The sequence below is a fragment of the Enterobacter sp. 50588862 genome (genome assembly GCF_001462935.1).
Classification (GTDB): Bacteria; Pseudomonadota; Gammaproteobacteria; order Enterobacterales; family Enterobacteriaceae; genus Enterobacter; species Enterobacter bugandensis.
On sequence record NZ_LNHM01000021.1, the window covers coordinates 599,495 to 618,975 of the forward strand.

The following is a 19,481-nucleotide window of genomic DNA, read 5'->3' on the forward strand; positions in this document are numbered from 1 at the left end:
GCCTACAATCCTCATGACGACAACCACCACCTTCTCCTTTACCCATCGCCCGCTTGTGCCGTTTTCGCATGATTATGCTCATGGCGATAGCGAGCCGTGGCATGAGCACGACTGCGCGCAGCTGCTGCACAGCCTGACGGGCGTCGTGCGGGTCGATACCGCATCCGGCTGCTGGGTAGTGCCGCCCGGGCGCGGCGTCTGGCTACCGGCGGGAACACAGCACTCGCTTCGCATCACCGGCAACGTTGCAGCCCGCACGCTGTTTATCGATCCGCTGGCGCGAGCCGATCTCCCGGCGACCTGTCAGATCGTGCAGATCTCCCCGCTGCTGCGCGAGCTGATCCTCACCTCCCTGACGCTACCGGAATCGTACTCGCCGGGAAGCCGTGACGAGCGCGTGTATGAGCTCATTCTGGATGAAATTCGCATCATGCCGGTGCTGCCGTTTCACCTGCCGGAACCGGAAAGTGAAGCGTTACGCCAGCTGTGTCGGCAGATCCGTCAGTTACCAGGTGAAAGCTGGAGCGGTCAACAGAGCGCGAGCTTGCTCGGCATGAGCGAGCGTACGCTGAACCGCCATTTTCAGCAGCAGACCGGGTTAAGCTACGGCGAGTGGGTGAGAAGGGCGCGCCTGCTGGAAGCCTTAGTGCGGCTGGCGCAGGGCCAGCCGGTGCTGCGCGTGGCGCTGGATCTGGGATACGGCAGCCACAGCGCCTTTACGGCGATGTTCCGCCGGGCGATGGGTATCTCACCCAGCGATTACTTTAAGAACGACTAACCGCGTTAAACAGCGCCTGAAGCGACGCGCGCGCCACGTCGCTGTCAATGCCCACGCCCCAGCTGCTCGTGCCGTCCTGGAACAGGCAGCGGATATAGGCCACCGAGCGGCTGTCGCTGCGTTCGCCCAGCGTATGTTCGTGATAATCCTTAATCACAAACGGCGCGTTGACCCAGCGGCTCAGGCCCTGCGCGGCAGCGGAGAGCAGACCGTTGCCCTGACCCTCCAGCTGGCGCGTTCCCCCCTGCGTGACGACGCTTGCCGTCAGCCGCAGCTGGCCGTCCTGCTGGCCGTCGCTGCGGTAGGATTGCAGCGCCAGCTGCGGCGTCGTTACCAGCCCGTAGCGCGTGCGGAATAGCTGCCACAGTGCGTTCTGCGTCATTTCTTTCCCGTGGCGATCCGTTTCCTGCTGCACGTGCTGGCTAAAATCCTGCTGCAGGGCGCGGGGCAGCTTCAGGCCGTGGTTTTGCTCAATAAGCCAGGCGCTGCCGCTTTTTCCTGACTGGCTGTTCACACGGATCACCGCTTCGTAGGTGCAGCCGATGTCCTGCGGATCGACGGGCAGATAGGGCATCTCCCAGCGATCGCCAGGCCTGCGGGCATCAAAGCCTTTCTTGATGGCGTCCTGGTGCGAGCCGGAGAAGGCGGTATAGGCCAGCCGTCCTGCCCACGGATGGCGCGGATGGACAGGCAACTGGTTGCAGGCCTCTACCGTTTCGACCACCCGATTCATATCGCTAAAGTCCAGATTGGGACTAATGCCCTGGCTGTAGAGGTTCATCGCCAGCGTTACCAGGCAAACGTTGCCCGTGCGTTCGCCGTTGCCAAAAAGGCAGCCCTCCACGCGGTCGGCCCCGGCCATCACCGCCAGCTCCGCGCTGGCGACGCCCGTTCCGCGGTCGTTATGCGGATGCACGCTGATGCACACGTCGCGGCGGCGGCTGAAGTGGCGGCAGAAATACTCTATCTGATCGGCATAGACGTTCGGCGTACTGACCTCGACGGTAGCGGGTAAGTTGATCACCATTGGCCGTTCATCGCACGGCTGCCAGATCTCCGCCACGGCTTCACAAATCTCCAGCGCAAACTCCGGCTCGGTAAAGCAGAAGGTTTCCGGGGAGTACTCGTACTGCCAGCGGGTTTCAGGGTTCTCTTCACAAAGCTGGCGGATAAGCCGCGTGGCGCGGGTGGCCAGCTCGACGATCTGCGCTTTCTCCATGCCGAACACCAGGCGGCGGAACAGCGGGGCGGTGGAGTTATACAGGTGGACGGTGGCCTGCTTCGCGCCGCGCAGGGATTCAAAAGTACGATGGATAAGATCTTCCCGCGCCTGTGTTAACACCTGAATCGTAACGTCATCCGGAATGCGGTTCTCTTCGATGAGCTGGCGGACAAAGTTGAAGTCGGTCTGCGAGGCGGACGGGAAGGCGACCTCAATCTCTTTAAATCCGCAGCCCAGCAGCAAATCCCAGAACTGAAGCTTGCGCGCGCTGTCCATCGGCTCGGCAAGCGCCTGGTTGCCGTCGCGTAAGTCTGTCGAAAGCCAGCGCGGCGCGCGGGTGATGGTCTGCTCCGGCCAGCGGCGGTCGTGCAATGAAACGGTGGGATATGGCTGGTATTTGTCGGCGGGTGTGTTCAGCATGATGCGCTCCTGTTGTCTTTTCACTATCGTGAATTGATTTCAGGAGCGCTGCTTTATCGAAACTGACAATCGCTGTCGCGTTCTGGACAACGCGAATTAGTGCGCCCCTCCGCCGCCGCCACCGGCGCCAAACGGCGGTCTGGCAAACCACACCAGCCCCAGCAGGACGATGAAGATCCCCGCTGATATCCAGAAAATCTCGTTTGCCGAGATAATCAGCCCCTGGTTGGTGATCTGCTGGGCAATCCAGCCGGATGCCTGCTGCTCCGTCATCCCCATGCCCTGAAGCTGACTGTACATCTGCTGGGCATTCGGATTGTACGGGTTCACCGCTTCGGTCAGCTGGGCATGGTGCATCGATTCACGGTTGGTCCACAGGGTGGTGGTGATCGACGTCCCGATGGAACCCGCTAGCGTACGGGTGAAGTTCGACAGACTTGATGCCGCCGCCAGACGCTCAGGCGGCAGGCCAGAGAGCGTAATGGTGGTCAGCGGCATAAAGAAGCACGCCACCGCAAAGCCCTGAATGAACTGCGGCCACGCCGAGGCGCCAAAGTCCATTCCCGGCTCAAAGGTATACGCGCGCCAGTAGAAGCACACGGCGTACATAATGAAGCTGAACGTCACCAGCCGACGCATGTCGAGCTTGTGGGCGAAGCGGCCAATAATCGGCGACAGCAGAACCGGGATCACCCCAACGGGCGCTGAGGCCAGACCCGCCCAGGTCGCGGTATAGCCATACACCTCCTGCAACAGCTGCGGCAGCAGAACAATCGCGCCGAAGTAGAGCATATAGGCGAGGCTGATACACAGGCAGCCGATGGTGAAGTTTCGCGATTTGAAGAGCGAGAGATCGACAATCGGGTTGTCGTCCGTCAGCTCCCAGACAATCAGGAAGCTTATCGATACCACCGCGACAATGGTCAGGATGATGATCTCCTGCGAGTTGAACCAGTCGAGCTCTTTACCGCGGTCGAGCATGATCTGCAGACTGCCGATACCCAGGATCAGCAGCGCCAGCCCGATGCTGTCGATACGGCGCTGTTCGGTGCGCGTCTCTCGTCCCCGCAGCGACTGCAGCGTCATCAATACCACGACGGCGCCAATCGGTACGTTGATAAAGAAGATCCAGCCCCAGTGGTAGTTATCGCTGATGTACCCGCCCAGAATCGGTCCGCAGATAGGCGCGACGATAACGGTCATTGACCATAGCGCCAGCGCGACCGAACGTTTTGCTGGGGGGTAGTTGCTCAGCAGCAAACTCTGCGACAGCGGGATCAGCGGCCCGGCGACAATCCCCTGAATGACGCGGAAGAAAATCAGCATCGTCAGGCTGCTGGACATGCCGCACGCCCAGGAGGCAAGAACAAACGCTACCGTGGACCAGAGGAACAGCTTCACCTCACCGACGCGCTTCGCCAGCCAGCCGGTGATAGGGATGGAGATGGCGTTTGCCACCCCAAACGAAGTAATGACCCAGGTCCCCTGGCTCAGCGACGAGCCAAGGTTACCGGCGATGGTTGGGATCGCCACGTTTGCGATGGTGGAGTCCAGCACCTGCATGAATGTCGCCAGCGACAGCGCAATGGTCATAATGACCAGCTGCGCGCCTTCCAGCGGTTTTTGCGGCTTTTGCTGTTGCATAACGCTCACCTTCGGATTAACCGGCGTTTGCCTTCACGATGTCATCGATCAGTTTGTTGACCGGATCGAGGCTAATTTCACGGGCGTTACTTTCATAAACCGGGCTGCTACGCACCTGGCTTGCCAGGATCTGACCGTCGCGGTTGGCGGTATCGACCGTCACAAGCGTGGAGAGGCCGATACGCAGCGGGTGATCCGCCAGCTGTTTGGCATCCAGCTCGATACGCACGGGCAGACGCTGAACCACTTTAATCCAGTTACCGGTGGCGTTTTGCGCAGGCAGCAGGGAGAAGGCGCTGCCGGTCCCCATATCCAGACCCACCACTTTCCCGGTGTACTTCACGTCATCGCCATAGATGTCGCTGACGACCGTCGCGGTCTGGCCGATACGCATATGGGCGAGCTGCGTCTCTTTAAAGTTGGCGTCTACCCACAGGTTGTCTGCCGGCACGACCGCCATCAGCGGCGTGGTCGGGCTAATCTGCGCCCCTGGCTGGACGGAACGGCGGGAGACGTAGCCGGTCATCGGGCTGACGATTTTGGTACGCTGCAGGGCAAGCCATGCGTTGCGTACTTCAGTCGCCGCCTGTTGTACGGCGGGCTGGTTTTCGAGGCTGGTGCCGAGCACCATCGCCTGGTTGGCGTTGTACTGTTGAATGGCCACATCCAGCTGTGCCTGAGCGCTGGCGACGGCGTCGCGGGCGTGCTGCAGCTCTTCACGGCCAATCAGGTTGGCCGTGCCGAGCGGTACACGGCGGTTCAGGTCGCTCTGCGCCTGCGCGAGTGCGGTTTTCTGCACGTCGATGTTGGCCTGCAGCTGTTTACTGTTGATCATCAGCTGGCGGGTCTGACGGACGCTGGAGGCCAGCGCGGTCTGGGCTTTCTCAAATGCCTGCTGGGCGTCGGTTGGATCGAGGGTCACCAACACATCGCCTTTTTGCACAAAGTCGGTATTGTCAGCCCAGACTTTCGTCACGCTGCCCGACACCTGCGCCATAATCTGTACCTGGTTCCCTGCCACGTATGCGTCGTCAGTCTCTTCTGCATGACGCAATACTAAAAACCAATAGATCCCATATGCCACGGCAATAATAATAAAGAGCAAGGTCAACAGAAGAAGGGCACTTTTACGTTTGCCTTTCTTATTGGCCGGTTGCTGCGGGGTAGTGCTCTCCGCATTTGCGCTCATTGTTGTTCTCCACGATCTTCTTATTTTCACATCGGCTGAGCCGACCTGTTGTCAGAAAGGCCAGCAGTGTGACGTGCTGGCCTGTCGGTTTTCTTATATAAATCTGGATTGTTGAGCGTGTCGTCGCGTTAGCGCAGCGCCTCAAGAACAGCGCCTTCTTCATCCATCTGGTCCAGACGGGTGAGCAGCTTGCGAGTGATGTGCTCAAGCTGGTCGCGCTCGGAAGTACTGAGGGCAGACCAGAGTTTGTGCAGGCAATTGTGCTGAGGTGGCAGCACCTCACGCAGGAACTGGTGACCTTTATCGGTCAATTGCAGATGCAGGCAGCGGCGATCGTTATCGCTTTCACGGCGCTCAATCCAGCCGCGCTTTTCCAGCTCATCGGCAATACGGGTCGCATTGGTACGGGACGATCCCAGCGCGCAGCTCAGCTCAGAAGGCTGAATGCTATGGTTTTCCTGAGACTCCAGCGTAATCAACGCCATAAACAACGTCTCGTTAATCCCTTGAGCTTTCAGCATTTTATTACGATTTTCCAGCAGCTTACCCTGCATGTGCATGCACAGGCGGGTCAACAGGATTTCCTGATACGGGAAGTCCTCATGACGACTGGCGCGGAATTTAAGCATTTGTTCAATGGGCGTAAACGAACTATCCATTTTGGGCATAACCTCATTAATTACAGCCGATATAGTAACGATGGTGACAAATAATGTAAATGAATTATTTGTGCGGTTATATCCGCCAAACGAATGCCACCATCAAAGAGCGCCGGGTAAGTCCGTGACCCGGTGAGCACAGAAAGCGTAGGGTATAAACCCGCTGAAGAGAGGATGTGGGGACGGGGGTCTGAACTATTCATGCCAATTGTAGATATGTCACCCACATTAAAATTTCTGGGATAAATGATTACGTTTACATTAACAGACTGCCGGGCCCCTTTACACCCTAAGAGGCCCAAAGCAATGTAAAACTTAATGAATTGCTTCCTGACGATGATAGCCGCGCCACCATACAACCAGGTTAAGCGCGGCGACGAGTGCCCCTATCCCGCACACACCTGACCAGCCGGCATGCTGCCACGCCGACGCTGATATTAACGAACCCGCCGCACCACCAATGAAGTAGCTGGTCATGTATCCGGCCGTGAGGCGGTTACGCGCCTCGGGCTTCACGCGGTAAATCACGGTCTGGTTGGTGATGTGAACACCCTGTACGGTGAGATCGAGCACCAGAATACCGACGATCAGCGCCAGCACCGAGACGTGCCCATACCAGATGGCCGCCCAGGAGAGCAGGAGCAAAATCAGTCCGGCTGTCGTGGTCATGTGCGATTTGCCTTTATCAGCCAGCCCGCCTGCCGGGCGAGCGCCCAGTGCACCTGCTGCACCGGCCAGACCGAACAGACCAATCACCCCTTCGGAATAATTGAACGGCGGTGCTGCCAGCAGAAACGCCATCGACGTCCAGAGAATGCTGAAGTTGGCGAAGGTTAAACACCCCAGCAGAGCGCGGGTGCGCAGCAGTTTATCCTGCGTGAACAGGCTAAACACGGAGGCCAGAAGCTGCGGGTAATTCAGGTGGTTCTCCTGCTTCACCTTCGGCAGCCCGCGCCACAGCGCCAGCGCCATCACCACCATCAATACGCTCGCCACCCAGTAGACGGTGCGCCAGCCGCCGAGGCTTGCCAGCAGCCCGGCAACGGTTCGCGCCAGCAGAATGCCCAGCAGCAGGCCGCTCATGATAGTGCCGACCACTTTGCCGCGTTTTTCCGGCGAGGCGAGCGTTGCGGCGAGAGGCACCAGGATTTGCGCGACGACGGAGAAAAGCCCCGTTAGCGCGGTACCGACGATCATCATCGTCAGCGACTGGCTGCTGGCGGTGATCAGCATGCCGCCTGCCGCCAGAAGCGTCATAGAGACGATAAGCATCCGGCGCTCAAACATATCGCCCAATGGCACCAGGAACAGCAGCCCTGCCGCATAGCCGAGCTGCGCAGCGGTGACGATAAAGCCGGCGGAGCTGGCTGAAAGATCGAAGGCGCGCGCGATAGTATCAAGCAGAGGTTGTGCGTAATAGTTGCTGGCGACTGCCAGACCCGTTGCCACGGACATTAAAAGGATGAGTGCGGGGCTAAGCCCCTGAGATGTTTTTGTCATTAGTTTCAGGAATCGTGAGTTAAGTGATTATTTTTCCGGAAACCATAATAGCTAATGATTGAGAATGTTGGGGGATTGTTATGTGTGTGTTTGTGCGGTTAATCCCCTCACCTTAACCCTCTCCCCAGAGGGGTGTACGGTCCGGGGTGAGGGGTAAGGTTGTGCTGTGTTTTTACTTCTGCGCCGCAAGCGCCTCTTTCACCCAGCCATCAAACTGCTGCTGGTGGGCTTTGATCCAGCCATCCACGTGGCCTTTAACATCCGCCTCAGAGGATTTGCCCGCGTGCATCATCGCATTCTGGGCGTTGATGTCCGCCAGCGGCAGCTTCATCACCGAGAACAGCTTCGCCGCAGCCGGGTTTTTCTCCGCCCAGGCTTTGTTCGCCACGATGTGCATGGTGTTCACCGGGAAGCCATAGTTCATGCCGTTCGGCAGTTTGGTGTCGATATCTTTCTGCTCGCCGGGCAGGGAGGAGAAGGGCACCTGTAACCACACCACGTCTTTGCCCGGCTTCAGCACGTCGCTCACCCAGTACGGCGTCCAGGTGTAGTAGATCACCGGCTTGCCTTCCTTAAAGCGGGCAATGGTGTCGGCCATCATCGCGGAGTAGTTGCCGTGGCTCACGTCGACGGTTTTCGCCAGATCAAACGCTTTGTTCTGGTGGTTAATCACCGCTTCGCAGCCCCAGCCCGGCGAGCAGCCCATCATGTCGGCCTTGCCGTCACCGTTGGTGTCTAACAGTCTGGCGATCTTCGGATCTTTCAGCTGCTCAATATTGGTGATGTGGTACTTATCAGCGGTTTTCTTGTCGATCAGATACCCCTGCGCTGCGCCCGTCACGAAGGTGCCTTCGCGGTAGAATTTCTTGTCACCACCGGCGGCGGCATACATGTCGTCGTGCAGCGGCTGCCAGTTCACTGCGGTAAAGGTGGCGTCACCGGAGGCAATCGAGGTGTAGCCCACGTTGTAATCCACTTCGCTCGGCGTGTTAACCGTGTAGCCGAGCTTCTCCAGCGCGCGGCTGACGATCAGGGTCTGGAAGCTCTCTTCCGAAATGGTGCTCTGCACCGGCTGCACGGTAATGCCTTTGCCCGGCAGGTCAGCGGCAAACGCGCTGGTGGAGACAAGGGTGGCAAACGCTGTGGCAAAAAGTACGTTATGTCGCATCGTTGTTCCTTATTTTGTAAATGGGCGGGTCAGTAACCCGACAGGGCCGGTGGTGTACCAGCGACGGTTGCCGCGACTGCGTGAATCACGACCGACAGCCTGGGTCAGGCGGTCAAGGATAATGGCGAGGATCACAATCCCGACGCCGCCGACGGTCGCCAGCCCCATGTCGAGACGGCCAATACCGCGCAGCACCATCTGGCCGAGACCGCCAACGGCGATCATCGAGGCGATCACCACCATGGACAGCGCCAGCATCAGCGTCTGGTTAACGCCCGCCATAATGGTCGGCATCGCCAGCGGAAGCTGAACCTTAAACAGCATCTGACGCGGGCTGGCGCCGAACGAGCGCGAGGCCTCAATCAGATCCGCAGGCACCTGGTTAATGCCCAGGATAGTCAGGCGAATAATTGGCGGCAGGGCGAAGATAATGGTCACCACCACGCCCGGCACGTTACCGATGCCGAACAGCATCACGATAGGCACCAGATAGACGAACGCCGGGGTGGTCTGCATCGCATCCAGCAGGGGACGAATAATCTTCGCCGCCCGCGGGCTGCGCGCCAGCCAGATCCCCATCGGCAGGCCGATGACAATGCAGAAGAGGAGGGCGGTCAGCACCAGCGCCAGGGTGATCATCGCCTGCGACCAGGCCCCAATCGCGCCGATGGCAATCAGCGAAATCAGCGTGGCGACACCCATCCCGGCGCTGCCAAACTGCCAGGCGATCAGGGAGAACAGGATAATCGCCACGGGCGCCGGCATGCCCAGCATCAGCTGCTGGAAGCCGTTCAGGATGTAATCCACCGGGATGCGGATCCCCTGGAAAACCGGGCGGAAGTGCGTGACCACCCAGTCGATCCCCTCCGTCACCCAGCTGTCCAGCGGGATCAGCGTCTTGTGGAACGGATCCATAATATTGAAGTGCTCTGGCGCAGGCGCGGGTGCGCTGTTCAGCCAGTCTGCCGCGCCGCCGCCGTCGGCAGGTGCGGACGTGGAACCCCACGCGTCGGCGGATTGTGCAGCGTTATCCGCCGCTTCAGTGGTACCCCATGGGTTTGATTGATCAGCCATTGTTTGCCCCCTCGCGATCTAAAGCCTGTAGCAACATCCGTTTTGAGATGATGCCAACGTACTGTTGTTCTTCACCGACAACCGGCACGGCGCAAGGCGCCTGACCCACGTGAGAGAGCAACTCGCTGAGCGGCGTTTCGGCATCCACGGCAAGCGGAGCGTCAATCAACGCCGCATCGATTCCCTGGTTTTCGCTCAGGGCGGTTTTCAGAGAGTCGATGGAGACAACGCCGACAAATTTATTGCCGCGTTCAACCAGATAACCGTATTCACGGTCTTCATCCTGCAACAGCTTCAGCGCGGAGCGCGGGCCGAAGCCTGGCGTTTTTCGAATAATGCCGTTTGGCGTTCTTCGGGCAATATCTTTCGCGCTAAATACCTGGCTAATATCCACGCCGCGGAAGAAGGTGCGCACGTAATCATTTGCCGGATTATTGAGAATTTCATCCGGCGTGCCGACCTGCACCACTTCGCCATTTTGCATAATGGCAATGCGATCGCCAATACGCATGGCTTCATCGAGATCGTGAGAAATAAAGACAATGGTGCGCTGGTGTTTGGCCTGTAATTTTACCAGCTCATCCTGCATCTCGGTGCGAATTAAAGGATCGAGGGCGGAGAAGGCTTCATCCATTAATAATATGTCTGGATTAATGGCTAACGCGCGGGCTAATCCGACGCGCTGACGCATCCCGCCCGAAAGCTCGTCCGGGTAGGCATGAGCGTAATTTTCCAGCCCAACCTGACGCAAAGCATCCAGGGCTTTTTCCTGACGTTCCTGAGCGGGCGTGCCGGCTAATTCCATACCGAAGGCGGTATTATCGAGCACCGTCATATGCGGCATCAGCGCGAATGACTGAAACACCATTGCGATCTTCTTTCTGCGCACCTCGCGGAGTTCTGCGTCTGAGATTCTGGCGATATCCACGCCGTCAATCAGCACCTGTCCGCGGGTGGGTTCAATCAGGCGATTGAGAAGGCGAACCATAGTGGATTTACCCGAACCGGATAACCCCATGATGACAAAAATCTCGCCTTCTTCAATGGCCAGACTGGCGTCTTTAACGCCAAGCGACAGCCCGGTTTTTTCCAGAATTTGCTCTTTCGAAAGGCCTTTCTCAATATATTTGAATGCGCGCTGCGGGTGCTCGCCAAATATTTTATAAAGATTTTTCACTTCTAATTTAATTGCCATGCAATAGAGAGTGTCCTGTTATTTGTTTATGTCGATATGATTACCATGGTAAATTGTTAACGGGCATAACCCTAACATACTGAGAATCTGAGACAACCCTGAGTTGGCCTGACGCCGGAATTTTGCTGCAAGCGAAACGGCTGAATTTCCCATGAATAAAGGGCTGAGGACGGTTTGAATTTTTCTCAATTTTTTGCTGCTGCGTCGGGAAATTCGCCTGAATCGGAGTGATTCAGGCGAATATGACGGGGAAATTACAGTGTAGTGCCTGGTGAAATAGTGGTGTGGAAATAATGAGATTTATATTTAATTAATGAACGTTAATTCATACATTAAAAATCCCAATCCTCATCTTCTGTCTCCACCGCTTTACCCATCACGTACGACGATCCGGACCCGGAGAAGAAATCGTGGTTTTCGTCCGCATTGGGCGACAGCGCCGCGAGGATCGCCGGGTTTACCTCCGCCATCTCCGGCGGGAAAAGCGCGTCGTAGCCCAGGTTCATCAGCGCTTTGTTCGCGTTGTAGCAGAGAAACGCCTTCACGTCCTCTTCCCAGCCCGTTCCGGCGTACAGCTCTTCGGTATAGCTCAACTCGTTGTCATACAGATCCATCAGCAAATCGAGGGCGAAACCCTTGAGTTCCTCGCGTTTTTCCGGGCTGACTTTCTCCAGCCCTTTCTGATACTTATAGCCGATGTAATACCCGTGCACCGCCTCGTCACGGATAATGAGGCGAATCAAATCGGCGGTGTTAGTGAGCTTGCCCCGGCTCGACCAGTACATGGGCAGCCAGAAGCCGGAATAGAAGAGGAAGGATTCCAGGAACACGCTGGCGATCTTCTTCTTCAGCGGCTCGTCGGCGCGGTAATACTCCAGCACCAGCTCCGCCTTGCGCTGCAATGACGCGCTCTCTTCGCTCCAGGCGTAGGCCGCGTCCACGTCTTTGGTCTGGCACAGCGTGGAGAAAATCGAGCTGTAGGAGCGGGCGTGCACCGCCTCCATAAAGCTGATGTTCGACATCACCGCCTCTTCGTGCGGCGTCAGCGCGTCGCTCATCAGAGCGGGCGCACCGACGGTATTCTGAATGGTGTCCAGCAGCGTCAGGCCGGTAAAGACGCGGATCGTCAGCTGCTGTTCGGCGTGGCTCAGCGTCTGCCAGGCTGGAATATCATTGGAGAGCGGCACCTTTTCCGGCAGCCAGAAGTTGCTGGTCAGGCGGTTCCACACCTCCAGGTCTTTATCGTCCTGAATCTTGTTCCAGTTAACGGCACTCACGCGTGACAGTTTCATCCTTTCTCCTTACAGCGCGCAGGACACGCAGCCTTCGATTTCGGTGCCTTCCAGCGCAAGCTGGCGCAGGCGAATGTAGTACAGCGTTTTGATGCCTTTCTTCCAGGCGTAAATCTGCGCTTTGTTGATATCCCGCGTGGTAGCGGTGTCCGGGAAGAAGAGCGTCAGCGACAACCCCTGGTCCACGTGCTTCGTGGCCTCGGCGTAGGTATCAATGATTTTTTCCGGGCCGATCTCGTACGCGTCCTGGTACAGCGCCAGGTTTTCATTGGTCATAAACGGGGCAGGGTAGTAGACGCGTCCGGTTTTGCCTTCCTTACGAATTTCAATCTTCGACACGATCGGGTGAATGCTCGACGTGGCGTGGTTGATGTAGGAAATCGAACCGGTTGGCGGCACCGCCTGCAGGTTCTGGTTATAAATGCCGTAGCGCATCACGTCGTCGCGCAACTGCTGCCACATCTCGCGCGTCGGCAGGGTAATGCCGGCGCGGTCAAACAGCGCGCGCACTTTTTCGGTTTTCGGCTGCCAGTCGCCTTCCAGATACTGGCTGAAATACGCCCCGCTGGCGTAGCGCGACTGCTCAAAGCCTGCGAACCGCTGGTTGCGCTCGCGCGCCAGCATCATTGAGGTATGCAGCGCATGCCAGGTGACGGTGTAGAAATAGAGATTCGTGAAATCCAGCCCTTCCGGGCTGCCGTAGGCGATGCCTTCCCGTGCCAGATAGCCGTGCAGGTTCATCTGCCCCAGGCCGATGGCGTGCGATGCGGCGTTGCCCGCCTCGATGGACGGTACGCTGCGGATGTGGCTCATGTCCGATACCGCCGTCAGCCCGCGAACGGCAGTCTCCACCGTGCGGCCAAAATCTGGCGAATCCATGGTGTGGGCAATATTGAGCGACCCGAGGTTGCAGGAGATATCTTTGCCGATCTCCGCGTAGTCCAGGTTTTCGTCGTAAGCGGAGGCGCTGTTGACCTGCAAAATTTCCGAGCACAGGTTGCTCATGTTGATGCGCCCGGCAATCGGATTGGCGCGGTTTACCGTATCCTCGTACATGATGTACGGATAGCCGGATTCAAACTGAATTTCCGCAAGCGTCTGGAAGAAATCGCGGGCGTTGATGGTCTTTTTGCGAATGCGATCGTCGGCCACCAGTTCGTCGTAGAGCTCGCTGATGGCTACGTCGCCAAAGGCTTTGCCGTAAATTCGCTCGATGTCATACGGCGAGAAGAGCGCCATCTCGGCATTCTCTTTGGCAAGCTTAAAGGTGATATCCGGGATCACCACCCCCAGCGACAGGGTTTTGATACGGATTTTTTCGTCGGCATTTTCGCGTTTGGTATCCAGAAACCGCAGAATATCCGGGTGGTGCGCGTGCAGGTAAACCGCCCCCGCCCCCTGGCGCGCGCCAAGCTGGTTGGCGTAGGAGAAGGCATCTTCCAGCATCTTCATCACCGGGATGACGCCGGAAGACTGGTTTTCGATGCGTTTGATCGGCGCGCCCGCTTCCCGCAGGTTCGAGAGCAGAAACGCCACGCCGCCGCCGCGTTTGGAAAGCTGCAGCGCCGAGTTCACCGCACGGCCAATCGACTCCATATTGTCTTCGATGCGCAGCAGGAAGCAGGAGACCAGCTCGCCACGCTGGGCCTTGCCGCAGTTGAGGAAGGTGGGCGTAGCGGGCTGGAAGCGGCCGGAGAGGATCTCCTCCGTCAGCCGTTCAGCCAGCGCTTCATCGCCCTGGGCCAGCGTCAGGGCCACCATCACGGTGCGATCTTCAAAGCTTTCTAAATAGCGTTTGCCGTCGAAGGTTTTCAGGGTGTAGCTGGTGTAATACTTCCATGCGCCAAGAAACGTCTGGAAGCGAAAACCGCTGGCGTGCGCACGTTCAAACAGTCTTACCACGAAGGGACGATCGTAGCGGGCCAGGACGCGCTCCTCGTAGTAGCCCTCGTTAACCAGATAGTCGAGACGTTCATTCTGGCTTGCAAACGTCACGCTGTTGGGCCGCACGTGGGCGGCGAAAAAAGCCTCTACCGCCTCGCGATCTTTGCCAAATTGAATGCGCCCCTCCCGGTCATAGAGGTTAAGCATCGCGTTTAATGCGTGGTAGTCCGGCGTCGCCTGAATTACCCGTTCTGCGGTTGTCGTTGCCAAAATTCGTTCACTCCTTTACGCACGTTTTCTACGTCCTGCTGTGTCCCCATCAGTTCAAAACGATAGAGATACGGCACGCCGCATTTTTGAGAGATGACATCCCCGGCGCGGCCAAAGGCATCGCCAAAATTACGATTGCCCGCCGCGATCACGCCCCGAATCAGTACCCGGTTATGAGGATCGTTCAGAAAGCGGATCACCTGGCGAGGTACTGCTCCTGCCGTACCGCCGCCGCCATAGCTGGGCACCACCAGTATGTAAGGTTCGTCTACCTGAATGCGCTCCCGCTCATTGAGCGGAATACGCACCGCTGGCAGCCCGAGGCGCTCAATAAAGCGCAGCGTGTTTTCTGAGCTGCTGGAGAAGAAGACCAGCCCACTCATGCACGCGTGGCCTGAGCGCTCAGGCGGTTAATCATGTCCGGGCGAAAGCCAGACCAGCTGGTATCACCGGCAACCACCACCGGAAGCTGACGAAATCCCTGTTCGCGCAGGGTATCCGCGGCATCGGGCACCAGGTCGATATTTACCATCTCAAACGCCACGCCGCGGCTCTCCATCGCCCGTTTGGTGGCGTGGCACTGAACACAATCGTTACGAGTGTAAATAATAATGCTCATGATTCGTATTTCCATTTAGAATGAGAAAACGGCGCGAGTTAACGCGTCATAGAGTGTGTGTCTTTCTAAAGAGAATACTAGATGTAGTTGATAAAAGATTCAACCATACAAGATATGGGAAATTTAGATTAATGTTGCCCTGATGATGAGCACAGCGGGGCAGGGCGGGCTGTACGGGTTTTTCAGGCTTACAGGCATAAAAAAGCCCCGGCGCCTGAGGCTACCGGGGTTGAGAATGCGGGCTTACTTACGCAGGCTGAGCAGGGCTCCGACAAAAATGCCGACCGCCGCGACGGTTCCCAGCGTACACAGTGGTTTTTCACGTACGAAGGTCGTAGCACAGCTTGCCATGTCGCAGGCCGCCTGCGTAGCGCGTGAACGTCCGTTCATACGGGCGCGGGTTTCACGGAGCAGAGACTGAGCCTTACGTTTCGCAGCATCTGCTTCATCCTTCGCATCCGATCCCCAGGATTTCAGCACTTCCTCAAGCGTGTCCGCTAATTGGCTGACATCATTACGAATATCCTGCGCGTCGTCGTTAATATCGTTTCGGTTCGGTCTGTTAAACATACGATCCTCCGTAATTTTGTGTTCCCGTTTAGTTTAGTTCAGAAATTTAATATCTGAAGCGCGTCACGCGTTATCCGCCAGTTTATGGACTATTCTGAAAGCCCTGCTAATGCTGATTACTGTAAGGTTGCCGGGCAGGAAAAGATAACGAGGAAAAGATATGTATTTACGACCTGACGAGGTGGCACGCGTTCTTGAAAAAGAGGGATTCACCATGGATGAGGTGACGCCAAAAGCGTATGGATATCGCCGCGGCGAGAATTATGTTTATGTTAATCGTGAAGCCAGGATGGGACGTACCGCTCTCATTATTCACCCGACGCTGAAAGACAGAAGTCTGTCATTTGCTGAGCCTGCCTCGGATATTAAAACCTGCGATCACTATCAGCAATTTCCGCTCTATTTAGGCGGTGAACGGCATGAGCATTATGGTATTCCGCACGGTTTCAGTTCGCGTATGGCGCTGGAGCGGTTTCTGAAGGGACTGTTTGGCGACGTACAGTAAATCTGCGACTGGCTTTCGCCAGTCGCTTCACATTACGCTTTTACCTGGCCGTACTGGCTGACCTTAAACAGGCGGCGGCAGTAGTCGAGGAAATAGCCGTATACCGCACCCATCAGCATTGATACCACGATATTCGAACTGACCGCTGCGGCGATCTGGTGCCAGTCCGCGCCCACTGTCAGGAGAATAGCCACGTAGACCGGCGACTGGAACGTGACGTACGCCAGCACGTCGGCAAGATTTTTCATCCAGCCCGCCGGGCTGATGCGGCGCGCGAAACGCATAACGGCATCGCGGTATAGCCCGTAAGGCCATGCGATAATAATATTGACCGGGATGGCCACCAGACGAGAAGAAAGTGACTGCTCGAAGGTCATTCCGGAGAGGAATATTTCAATCAGCATGTTCACAACGGAACAGTAGACAACCATCGCGAAAGTATCCGCCACCGCGTGGCGCAGGCGAGATTGCGGCGAGAACATGTCTGAACTCCTTGAGAAGAACGCAGTGGAATCGGTTTTCCTTCAGCGGCTAGTGCTTTAGGTTGGTTTGTTTGAGGTGTATAGCGTATATCTCTATGTTTGAACTAACAACTAGTGATTAATTTTTATTTACTCGCCTTTTGTCCACAAAATTCTCTAAAATTGGTTGTTTTTTATCCGGTTCGTTATAATCTGTCTCATCAAATGTTTTGCTTATATAAATCAATGTCTTATGTGTTTTGCTTTTGACGCAGAAATCCACTCCCCTGATGAGAGCGCAGTATGCTGTGATTTGGATTAAAGTTGACCATTTATATTGATTCAGTGATTAGATCTACGTGTTTCCCGCCAATGCTATGCGCTATTATTAACGGCGATATTTAAATATATTTACATTTATGCCCGTTTGGATCCTTGGGTAGATATTTCAACTGAAATGAATTATTCTTGGGGCGATTTATCTATTTACCCCAAAGAAAAGGTTTTCAATAATATGTCTTTGACGTTACAGAATCTTAATAATATCCGAACCCTGCGCGCGATGGCGCGAGAATTAACCCTGGACGTTCTTGAGGAAATGCTGGAAAAGGTCAGGGTCGTTACTGAAGAAAAACGCAATGAGCTGGCGGAATTAGAGCAGCAGCGCGCTGAACAGCAGGAAAAAATTAATAACCTGCTGGAACTGATGAAAGCCGATGGTATTTCTCCGACTGACCTGCTGGGTTCAGAACTGGCGCAGGCGGGTAAACCGACTAAAAAGCGTAAACCGCGTGAAGCGAAATATCGCTTTATTGACCAGAACGGAGAAGAAAAAACGTGGACCGGCCAGGGCCGCACGCCGAAGCCTATTGCCAGCGCGCTGGCAGAGGGTAAATCACTGGATGATTTTCTGATCTAATACGTGGACCGGGCGGAACAAGCCGCCCGGTTGTCTGTTCAGCAGACGCCGAAATCACCTTCTTCGGTATACGGCGCCAAATCGGCCGCTTTCAGCGTATATTTCTCGCCTTGTTCATTGCTGGCCTGTACCGCCACCACGTTTTCACCGTTCACTTCGAGCACTTTCAGCTTTGGGCCGCCTTTAAGCGGTTGCACATAATCACCGACAGAAAACATATAACCTCCTCATCGTTTTAGCGATCTTCACCTTAGCCGACGTCTGATGCCGGGTACAGCGTAATTCATTGATTACTGCTTATGAGGTATGACGGTTCCACGGCATCACTTTCAGCAACCGTGCCATACCGCAAAAACCTGTCACACCGGCGAACAGCAGCCCGGCACCGACGAAACCGCTTAGCAGGAAAAAGCCGCTGGAGACGCTATAACCCAGCACCACGCCGCAGAGGATCAGCAGCCCGGCGGCAATTTGTACCTGCCGCATCAGCGGGAGCGGCTGGGATTTATCTTCAACGGTCAGCAGCCCGGCCTGCTTCCAGCCCTGAATGCCCCCCTCAACCACGAAGGCCTGAGCCGGCAACGCTGCCTGCGCAAGTCGCGCAGCATTGTTTGATGTCCGTGTCCCGGACTGACAGTGGAAAATCACCGTTTCACCAGGGGCAGCGTTGAGCCCGCCGGGTAAAGAATCCAGCGGTATGGAGCGTGCTGCCGGAATATGCTCGCGGGCATACTCATCGGGATCGCGAATATCAATCAGTTTTGCGCCTTCTTTAATAAGCGCGTTCGCCTGCTGTGGCGAAATAAGAGAAAGAGACATGGTGTTTCCTTACGGTCAATTTATGAGTAGTAGAACATTTAAGGAAGGGCTTAAGCCAGTGTAAAGAGGGTAAAGGCAGGTAAAAGCGCGAGAGACGAATGGCAGTAACCCGTAAACTGGCTATGCTTAGAGAAATGTCTCTTTTTAATTTTCAATTGGTTAGTTTGCACGGAGTGATTATGGGTTTTTGGCGCGTTGTTTTTACGATTATTCTCCCGCCGCTGGGCGTGCTGCTTGGCAAGGGACTGGGCTGGGCGTTTATTCTGAACATCCTTCTGACCATCCTGGGTTACTTCCCGGGCCTTATCCACGCGTTTTGGGTGCAGACGAAAAACTAAGCACGCCACAGTAAATCACTGTATATACCGGTTAATACGCCTTCCGGGCCAAACTGCTGTTTGATCCAGCGCGTCACCTGGCCGGTCGCCGCATGCTGCGTGGCGAGCAGCATGCGCGAGTCCTGACGCGGATTGTTAATACGCCGCGTGATGAGCAGACCGTCTTCCATCGCTTCTCTTGCCATGTATTCCGGCAAAAAGCCAATCCCTTCCCCCAGAATCTGGCACTGGCACTTGGTGTTGAAATCCGGCACCAGAATCGCCTCCTGCCCGTGCAGCAGCCAGCCGACCTTCTTGTTGATGGTATGCGCTGTATCTTCCACCATGATGTTGGGGTACAGGCGCAACTGGCTCTCCGCTATCGGTTCGGGAACAAAGGCGAGGGGATGTTCCGGCGCGATGGCAAACACCCAGCGAATGGCGCCAATTTCGGTGTAATCAATCCCGCCGCCGTCCAGCAGCGTATCCGGCGCGCCAATCGCGATGTTGGCCTGATTGTTGATGATCGAATCCCAGACGCCGTTATACACCTCGGTCGTCACCGTGATCTGGCAGGTGGGAAACTGCTTTTTCAGCACCTGCAGCAAACGCGCGGTATGGCGCGGCGTATACAAGAGCTGATTAATGCAGATGCGCACTCGCGCCTCGATGCCCTGCGAAATGGTATCAATCCCGCGCTTGATGGCGTGGAAGTCGTTCAGCAGGTCGGTGGCTTTACGGTAAAAATAAAACCCGGACTCTGTCAGCTCGATGCTGCGCGTGTTGCGCACAAACAGCACCACGTCCAGCCCGGTCTCCATGCGCTTAATGGTGTAGCTAATGGCGGAGGTCGTCACACCCAACTCGGCGGCGGCTTTACTGAAGCTGCCGAAGCGTGCCGCGGTGGTGAAGGCCAGCAGGTTCTCTTCGGTAAAGATGGAATTCATATCTCAGCATCCTCAGCCATCAGTTTTGA

Annotated in this window: 21 protein-coding genes; 4 read left to right on the forward strand and 17 right to left on the reverse strand. The window is 56.3% G+C overall.

Features of this window, described 5'->3' with window-relative positions; all coding sequences use genetic code 11:
* Positions 1-13: 13 nt before the first annotated feature.
* Positions 14-778 (forward strand): AraC family transcriptional regulator, encoded by a 765-nt coding sequence (locus APT89_RS10750; RefSeq protein ID WP_060572370.1) that lies wholly within the window; start codon positions 14-16, stop codon positions 776-778.
* On the opposite strand, the gene leuA is transcribed toward APT89_RS10750, so the two are convergent.
* The 13 genes from leuA to APT89_RS10815 form a co-directional block, all read right to left on the reverse strand.
* Complete coding sequence (gene leuA, locus APT89_RS10755; protein WP_060572303.1) at positions 765-2,420, reverse strand: 2-isopropylmalate synthase; 1,656 nt, start codon at positions 2,418-2,420, stop codon at positions 765-767. The genes APT89_RS10750 and leuA overlap by 14 nt on opposite strands.
* Before the next feature lie 96 nt (positions 2,421-2,516).
* Positions 2,517-4,064: a multidrug efflux MFS transporter permease subunit EmrB gene (emrB, locus tag APT89_RS10760; protein WP_028014182.1), complete on the reverse strand. Its 1,548-nt coding sequence runs from the start codon at positions 4,062-4,064 to the stop codon at positions 2,517-2,519.
* A 16-nt stretch (positions 4,065-4,080) separates the two neighbouring features.
* Complete coding sequence (gene emrA, locus APT89_RS10765; protein ID WP_021241959.1) at positions 4,081-5,253, reverse strand: multidrug efflux MFS transporter periplasmic adaptor subunit EmrA; 1,173 nt, start codon at positions 5,251-5,253, stop codon at positions 4,081-4,083.
* Between the two features lie 128 nt (positions 5,254-5,381).
* The gene (gene mprA / locus APT89_RS10770) at positions 5,382-5,912 is read right to left on the reverse strand and encodes a transcriptional repressor MprA (protein ID WP_041911975.1); all 531 of its coding nucleotides are present in this window, start codon (positions 5,910-5,912) and stop codon (positions 5,382-5,384) included.
* Positions 5,913-6,227: 315 nt separating this feature from the next.
* Positions 6,228-7,412 carry an MFS transporter gene (locus APT89_RS10775; RefSeq protein ID WP_028014180.1) on the reverse strand — a complete coding sequence of 395 codons (1,185 nt, stop codon included), beginning with the start codon at positions 7,410-7,412 and terminating at the stop codon, positions 6,228-6,230.
* A 172-nt stretch (positions 7,413-7,584) separates the two neighbouring features.
* The gene (gene proX / locus APT89_RS24065) at positions 7,585-8,580 is read right to left on the reverse strand and encodes a glycine betaine/L-proline ABC transporter substrate-binding protein ProX (protein WP_060572304.1); all 996 of its coding nucleotides are present in this window, start codon (positions 8,578-8,580) and stop codon (positions 7,585-7,587) included.
* A gap of 9 nt (positions 8,581-8,589) precedes the next feature.
* Positions 8,590-9,654 (reverse strand): glycine betaine/L-proline ABC transporter permease ProW, encoded by a 1,065-nt coding sequence (proW, locus tag APT89_RS24070; protein WP_060572306.1) that lies wholly within the window; start codon positions 9,652-9,654, stop codon positions 8,590-8,592.
* On the reverse strand, positions 9,647-10,849 hold the full coding sequence (gene proV, locus APT89_RS10790; protein WP_045260893.1) for a glycine betaine/L-proline ABC transporter ATP-binding protein ProV: 1,203 nt from the start codon (positions 10,847-10,849) through the stop codon (positions 9,647-9,649). The genes proW and proV overlap by 8 nt, the downstream gene beginning before the upstream one ends.
* A gap of 332 nt (positions 10,850-11,181) precedes the next feature.
* The gene (nrdF, locus tag APT89_RS10795; protein ID WP_045260892.1) at positions 11,182-12,141 is read right to left on the reverse strand and encodes a class 1b ribonucleoside-diphosphate reductase subunit beta; all 960 of its coding nucleotides are present in this window, start codon (positions 12,139-12,141) and stop codon (positions 11,182-11,184) included.
* A 9-nt stretch (positions 12,142-12,150) separates the two neighbouring features.
* The gene (gene nrdE, locus APT89_RS10800) at positions 12,151-14,295 is read right to left on the reverse strand and encodes a class 1b ribonucleoside-diphosphate reductase subunit alpha (protein ID WP_060572308.1); all 2,145 of its coding nucleotides are present in this window, start codon (positions 14,293-14,295) and stop codon (positions 12,151-12,153) included.
* Positions 14,268-14,678, reverse strand: a complete 411-nt coding sequence (gene nrdI, locus APT89_RS10805; protein ID WP_041908531.1) for a class Ib ribonucleoside-diphosphate reductase assembly flavoprotein NrdI — start codon at positions 14,676-14,678, stop codon at positions 14,268-14,270. The genes nrdE and nrdI overlap by 28 nt, the downstream gene beginning before the upstream one ends.
* Positions 14,675-14,914, reverse strand: a complete 240-nt coding sequence (nrdH, locus tag APT89_RS10810) for a glutaredoxin-like protein NrdH (protein WP_041908533.1) — start codon at positions 14,912-14,914, stop codon at positions 14,675-14,677. Before nrdH ends, nrdI begins: the two co-directional genes overlap by 4 nt.
* Before the next feature lie 243 nt (positions 14,915-15,157).
* Positions 15,158-15,484: a DUF883 domain-containing protein gene (locus APT89_RS10815; protein WP_023308924.1), complete on the reverse strand. Its 327-nt coding sequence runs from the start codon at positions 15,482-15,484 to the stop codon at positions 15,158-15,160.
* Positions 15,485-15,644: 160 nt separating this feature from the next.
* Between APT89_RS10815 and APT89_RS10820 the strand changes: the two genes are divergently transcribed.
* Positions 15,645-15,989, forward strand: coding sequence for a DUF2002 family protein (locus tag APT89_RS10820; RefSeq protein WP_023308923.1), 345 nt, complete (start codon positions 15,645-15,647; stop codon positions 15,987-15,989).
* A 32-nt stretch (positions 15,990-16,021) separates the two neighbouring features.
* Here APT89_RS10820 and alaE read toward each other — a convergent pair whose 3' ends face one another.
* Positions 16,022-16,471 carry an L-alanine exporter AlaE gene (alaE, locus tag APT89_RS10825; RefSeq protein ID WP_028014172.1) on the reverse strand — a complete coding sequence of 150 codons (450 nt, stop codon included), beginning with the start codon at positions 16,469-16,471 and terminating at the stop codon, positions 16,022-16,024.
* Positions 16,472-16,964: 493 nt separating this feature from the next.
* On the opposite strand from alaE, the gene stpA reads away from it, so the two are divergent.
* A complete protein-coding gene (stpA, locus tag APT89_RS10830; RefSeq protein WP_048959573.1) occupies positions 16,965-17,369 on the forward strand; it encodes a DNA-binding protein StpA in 405 nt (134 codons plus the stop codon).
* A gap of 38 nt (positions 17,370-17,407) precedes the next feature.
* On the opposite strand, the gene APT89_RS10835 is transcribed toward stpA, so the two are convergent.
* Both APT89_RS10835 and APT89_RS10840 read right to left on the reverse strand, forming a co-directional pair.
* Complete coding sequence (locus APT89_RS10835) at positions 17,408-17,587, reverse strand: hypothetical protein (protein ID WP_028014170.1); 180 nt, start codon at positions 17,585-17,587, stop codon at positions 17,408-17,410.
* Between the two features lie 79 nt (positions 17,588-17,666).
* Positions 17,667-18,188, reverse strand: coding sequence for a rhodanese family protein (locus tag APT89_RS10840; protein ID WP_028014169.1), 522 nt, complete (start codon positions 18,186-18,188; stop codon positions 17,667-17,669).
* Between the two features lie 179 nt (positions 18,189-18,367).
* On the opposite strand from APT89_RS10840, the gene APT89_RS10845 reads away from it, so the two are divergent.
* Positions 18,368-18,526 carry a YqaE/Pmp3 family membrane protein gene (locus tag APT89_RS10845; RefSeq protein WP_032644909.1) on the forward strand — a complete coding sequence of 53 codons (159 nt, stop codon included), beginning with the start codon at positions 18,368-18,370 and terminating at the stop codon, positions 18,524-18,526.
* On the opposite strand, the gene APT89_RS10850 is transcribed toward APT89_RS10845, so the two are convergent.
* Complete coding sequence (locus tag APT89_RS10850; RefSeq protein ID WP_028014168.1) at positions 18,523-19,452, reverse strand: LysR substrate-binding domain-containing protein; 930 nt, start codon at positions 19,450-19,452, stop codon at positions 18,523-18,525. The two genes, APT89_RS10845 and APT89_RS10850, sit on opposite strands and share 4 nt — an antisense overlap.
* Positions 19,453-19,481 lie beyond the last annotated feature (29 nt).

Excerpts from the sequence above, each read along its gene's own strand:
- APT89_RS10750 (WP_060572370.1), top strand. The coding sequence starts at position 14 with ATGACGACAACCACCACCTTCTCCTTTACCCATCGCCCGCTTGTGCCG.
- leuA (WP_060572303.1), bottom strand. The coding sequence starts at position 2,420 with ATGCTGAACACACCCGCCGACAAATACCAGCCATATCCCACCGTTTCA.
- emrB (WP_028014182.1), bottom strand. The coding sequence starts at position 4,064 with ATGCAACAGCAAAAGCCGCAAAAACCGCTGGAAGGCGCGCAGCTGGTC.
- emrA (WP_021241959.1), bottom strand. The coding sequence starts at position 5,253 with ATGAGCGCAAATGCGGAGAGCACTACCCCGCAGCAACCGGCCAATAAG.
- mprA (WP_041911975.1), bottom strand. The coding sequence starts at position 5,912 with ATGGATAGTTCGTTTACGCCCATTGAACAAATGCTTAAATTCCGCGCC.
- APT89_RS10775 (WP_028014180.1), bottom strand. The coding sequence starts at position 7,412 with ATGACAAAAACATCTCAGGGGCTTAGCCCCGCACTCATCCTTTTAATG.
- proX (WP_060572304.1), bottom strand. The coding sequence starts at position 8,580 with ATGCGACATAACGTACTTTTTGCCACAGCGTTTGCCACCCTTGTCTCC.
- proW (WP_060572306.1), bottom strand. The coding sequence starts at position 9,654 with ATGGCTGATCAATCAAACCCATGGGGTACCACTGAAGCGGCGGATAAC.
- proV (WP_045260893.1), bottom strand. The coding sequence starts at position 10,849 with ATGGCAATTAAATTAGAAGTGAAAAATCTTTATAAAATATTTGGCGAG.
- nrdF (WP_045260892.1), bottom strand. The coding sequence starts at position 12,141 with ATGAAACTGTCACGCGTGAGTGCCGTTAACTGGAACAAGATTCAGGAC.
- nrdI (WP_041908531.1), bottom strand. The coding sequence starts at position 14,678 with ATGAGTGGGCTGGTCTTCTTCTCCAGCAGCTCAGAAAACACGCTGCGC.
- nrdH (WP_041908533.1), bottom strand. The coding sequence starts at position 14,914 with ATGAGCATTATTATTTACACTCGTAACGATTGTGTTCAGTGCCACGCC.
- APT89_RS10815 (WP_023308924.1), bottom strand. The coding sequence starts at position 15,484 with ATGTTTAACAGACCGAACCGAAACGATATTAACGACGACGCGCAGGAT.
- APT89_RS10820 (WP_023308923.1), top strand. The coding sequence starts at position 15,645 with ATGTATTTACGACCTGACGAGGTGGCACGCGTTCTTGAAAAAGAGGGA.
- alaE (WP_028014172.1), bottom strand. The coding sequence starts at position 16,471 with ATGTTCTCGCCGCAATCTCGCCTGCGCCACGCGGTGGCGGATACTTTC.
- stpA (WP_048959573.1), top strand. The coding sequence starts at position 16,965 with ATGTCTTTGACGTTACAGAATCTTAATAATATCCGAACCCTGCGCGCG.
- APT89_RS10835 (WP_028014170.1), bottom strand. The coding sequence starts at position 17,587 with ATGTTTTCTGTCGGTGATTATGTGCAACCGCTTAAAGGCGGCCCAAAG.
- APT89_RS10840 (WP_028014169.1), bottom strand. The coding sequence starts at position 18,188 with ATGTCTCTTTCTCTTATTTCGCCACAGCAGGCGAACGCGCTTATTAAA.
- APT89_RS10845 (WP_032644909.1), top strand. The coding sequence starts at position 18,368 with ATGGGTTTTTGGCGCGTTGTTTTTACGATTATTCTCCCGCCGCTGGGC.
- APT89_RS10850 (WP_028014168.1), bottom strand. The coding sequence starts at position 19,452 with ATGAATTCCATCTTTACCGAAGAGAACCTGCTGGCCTTCACCACCGCG.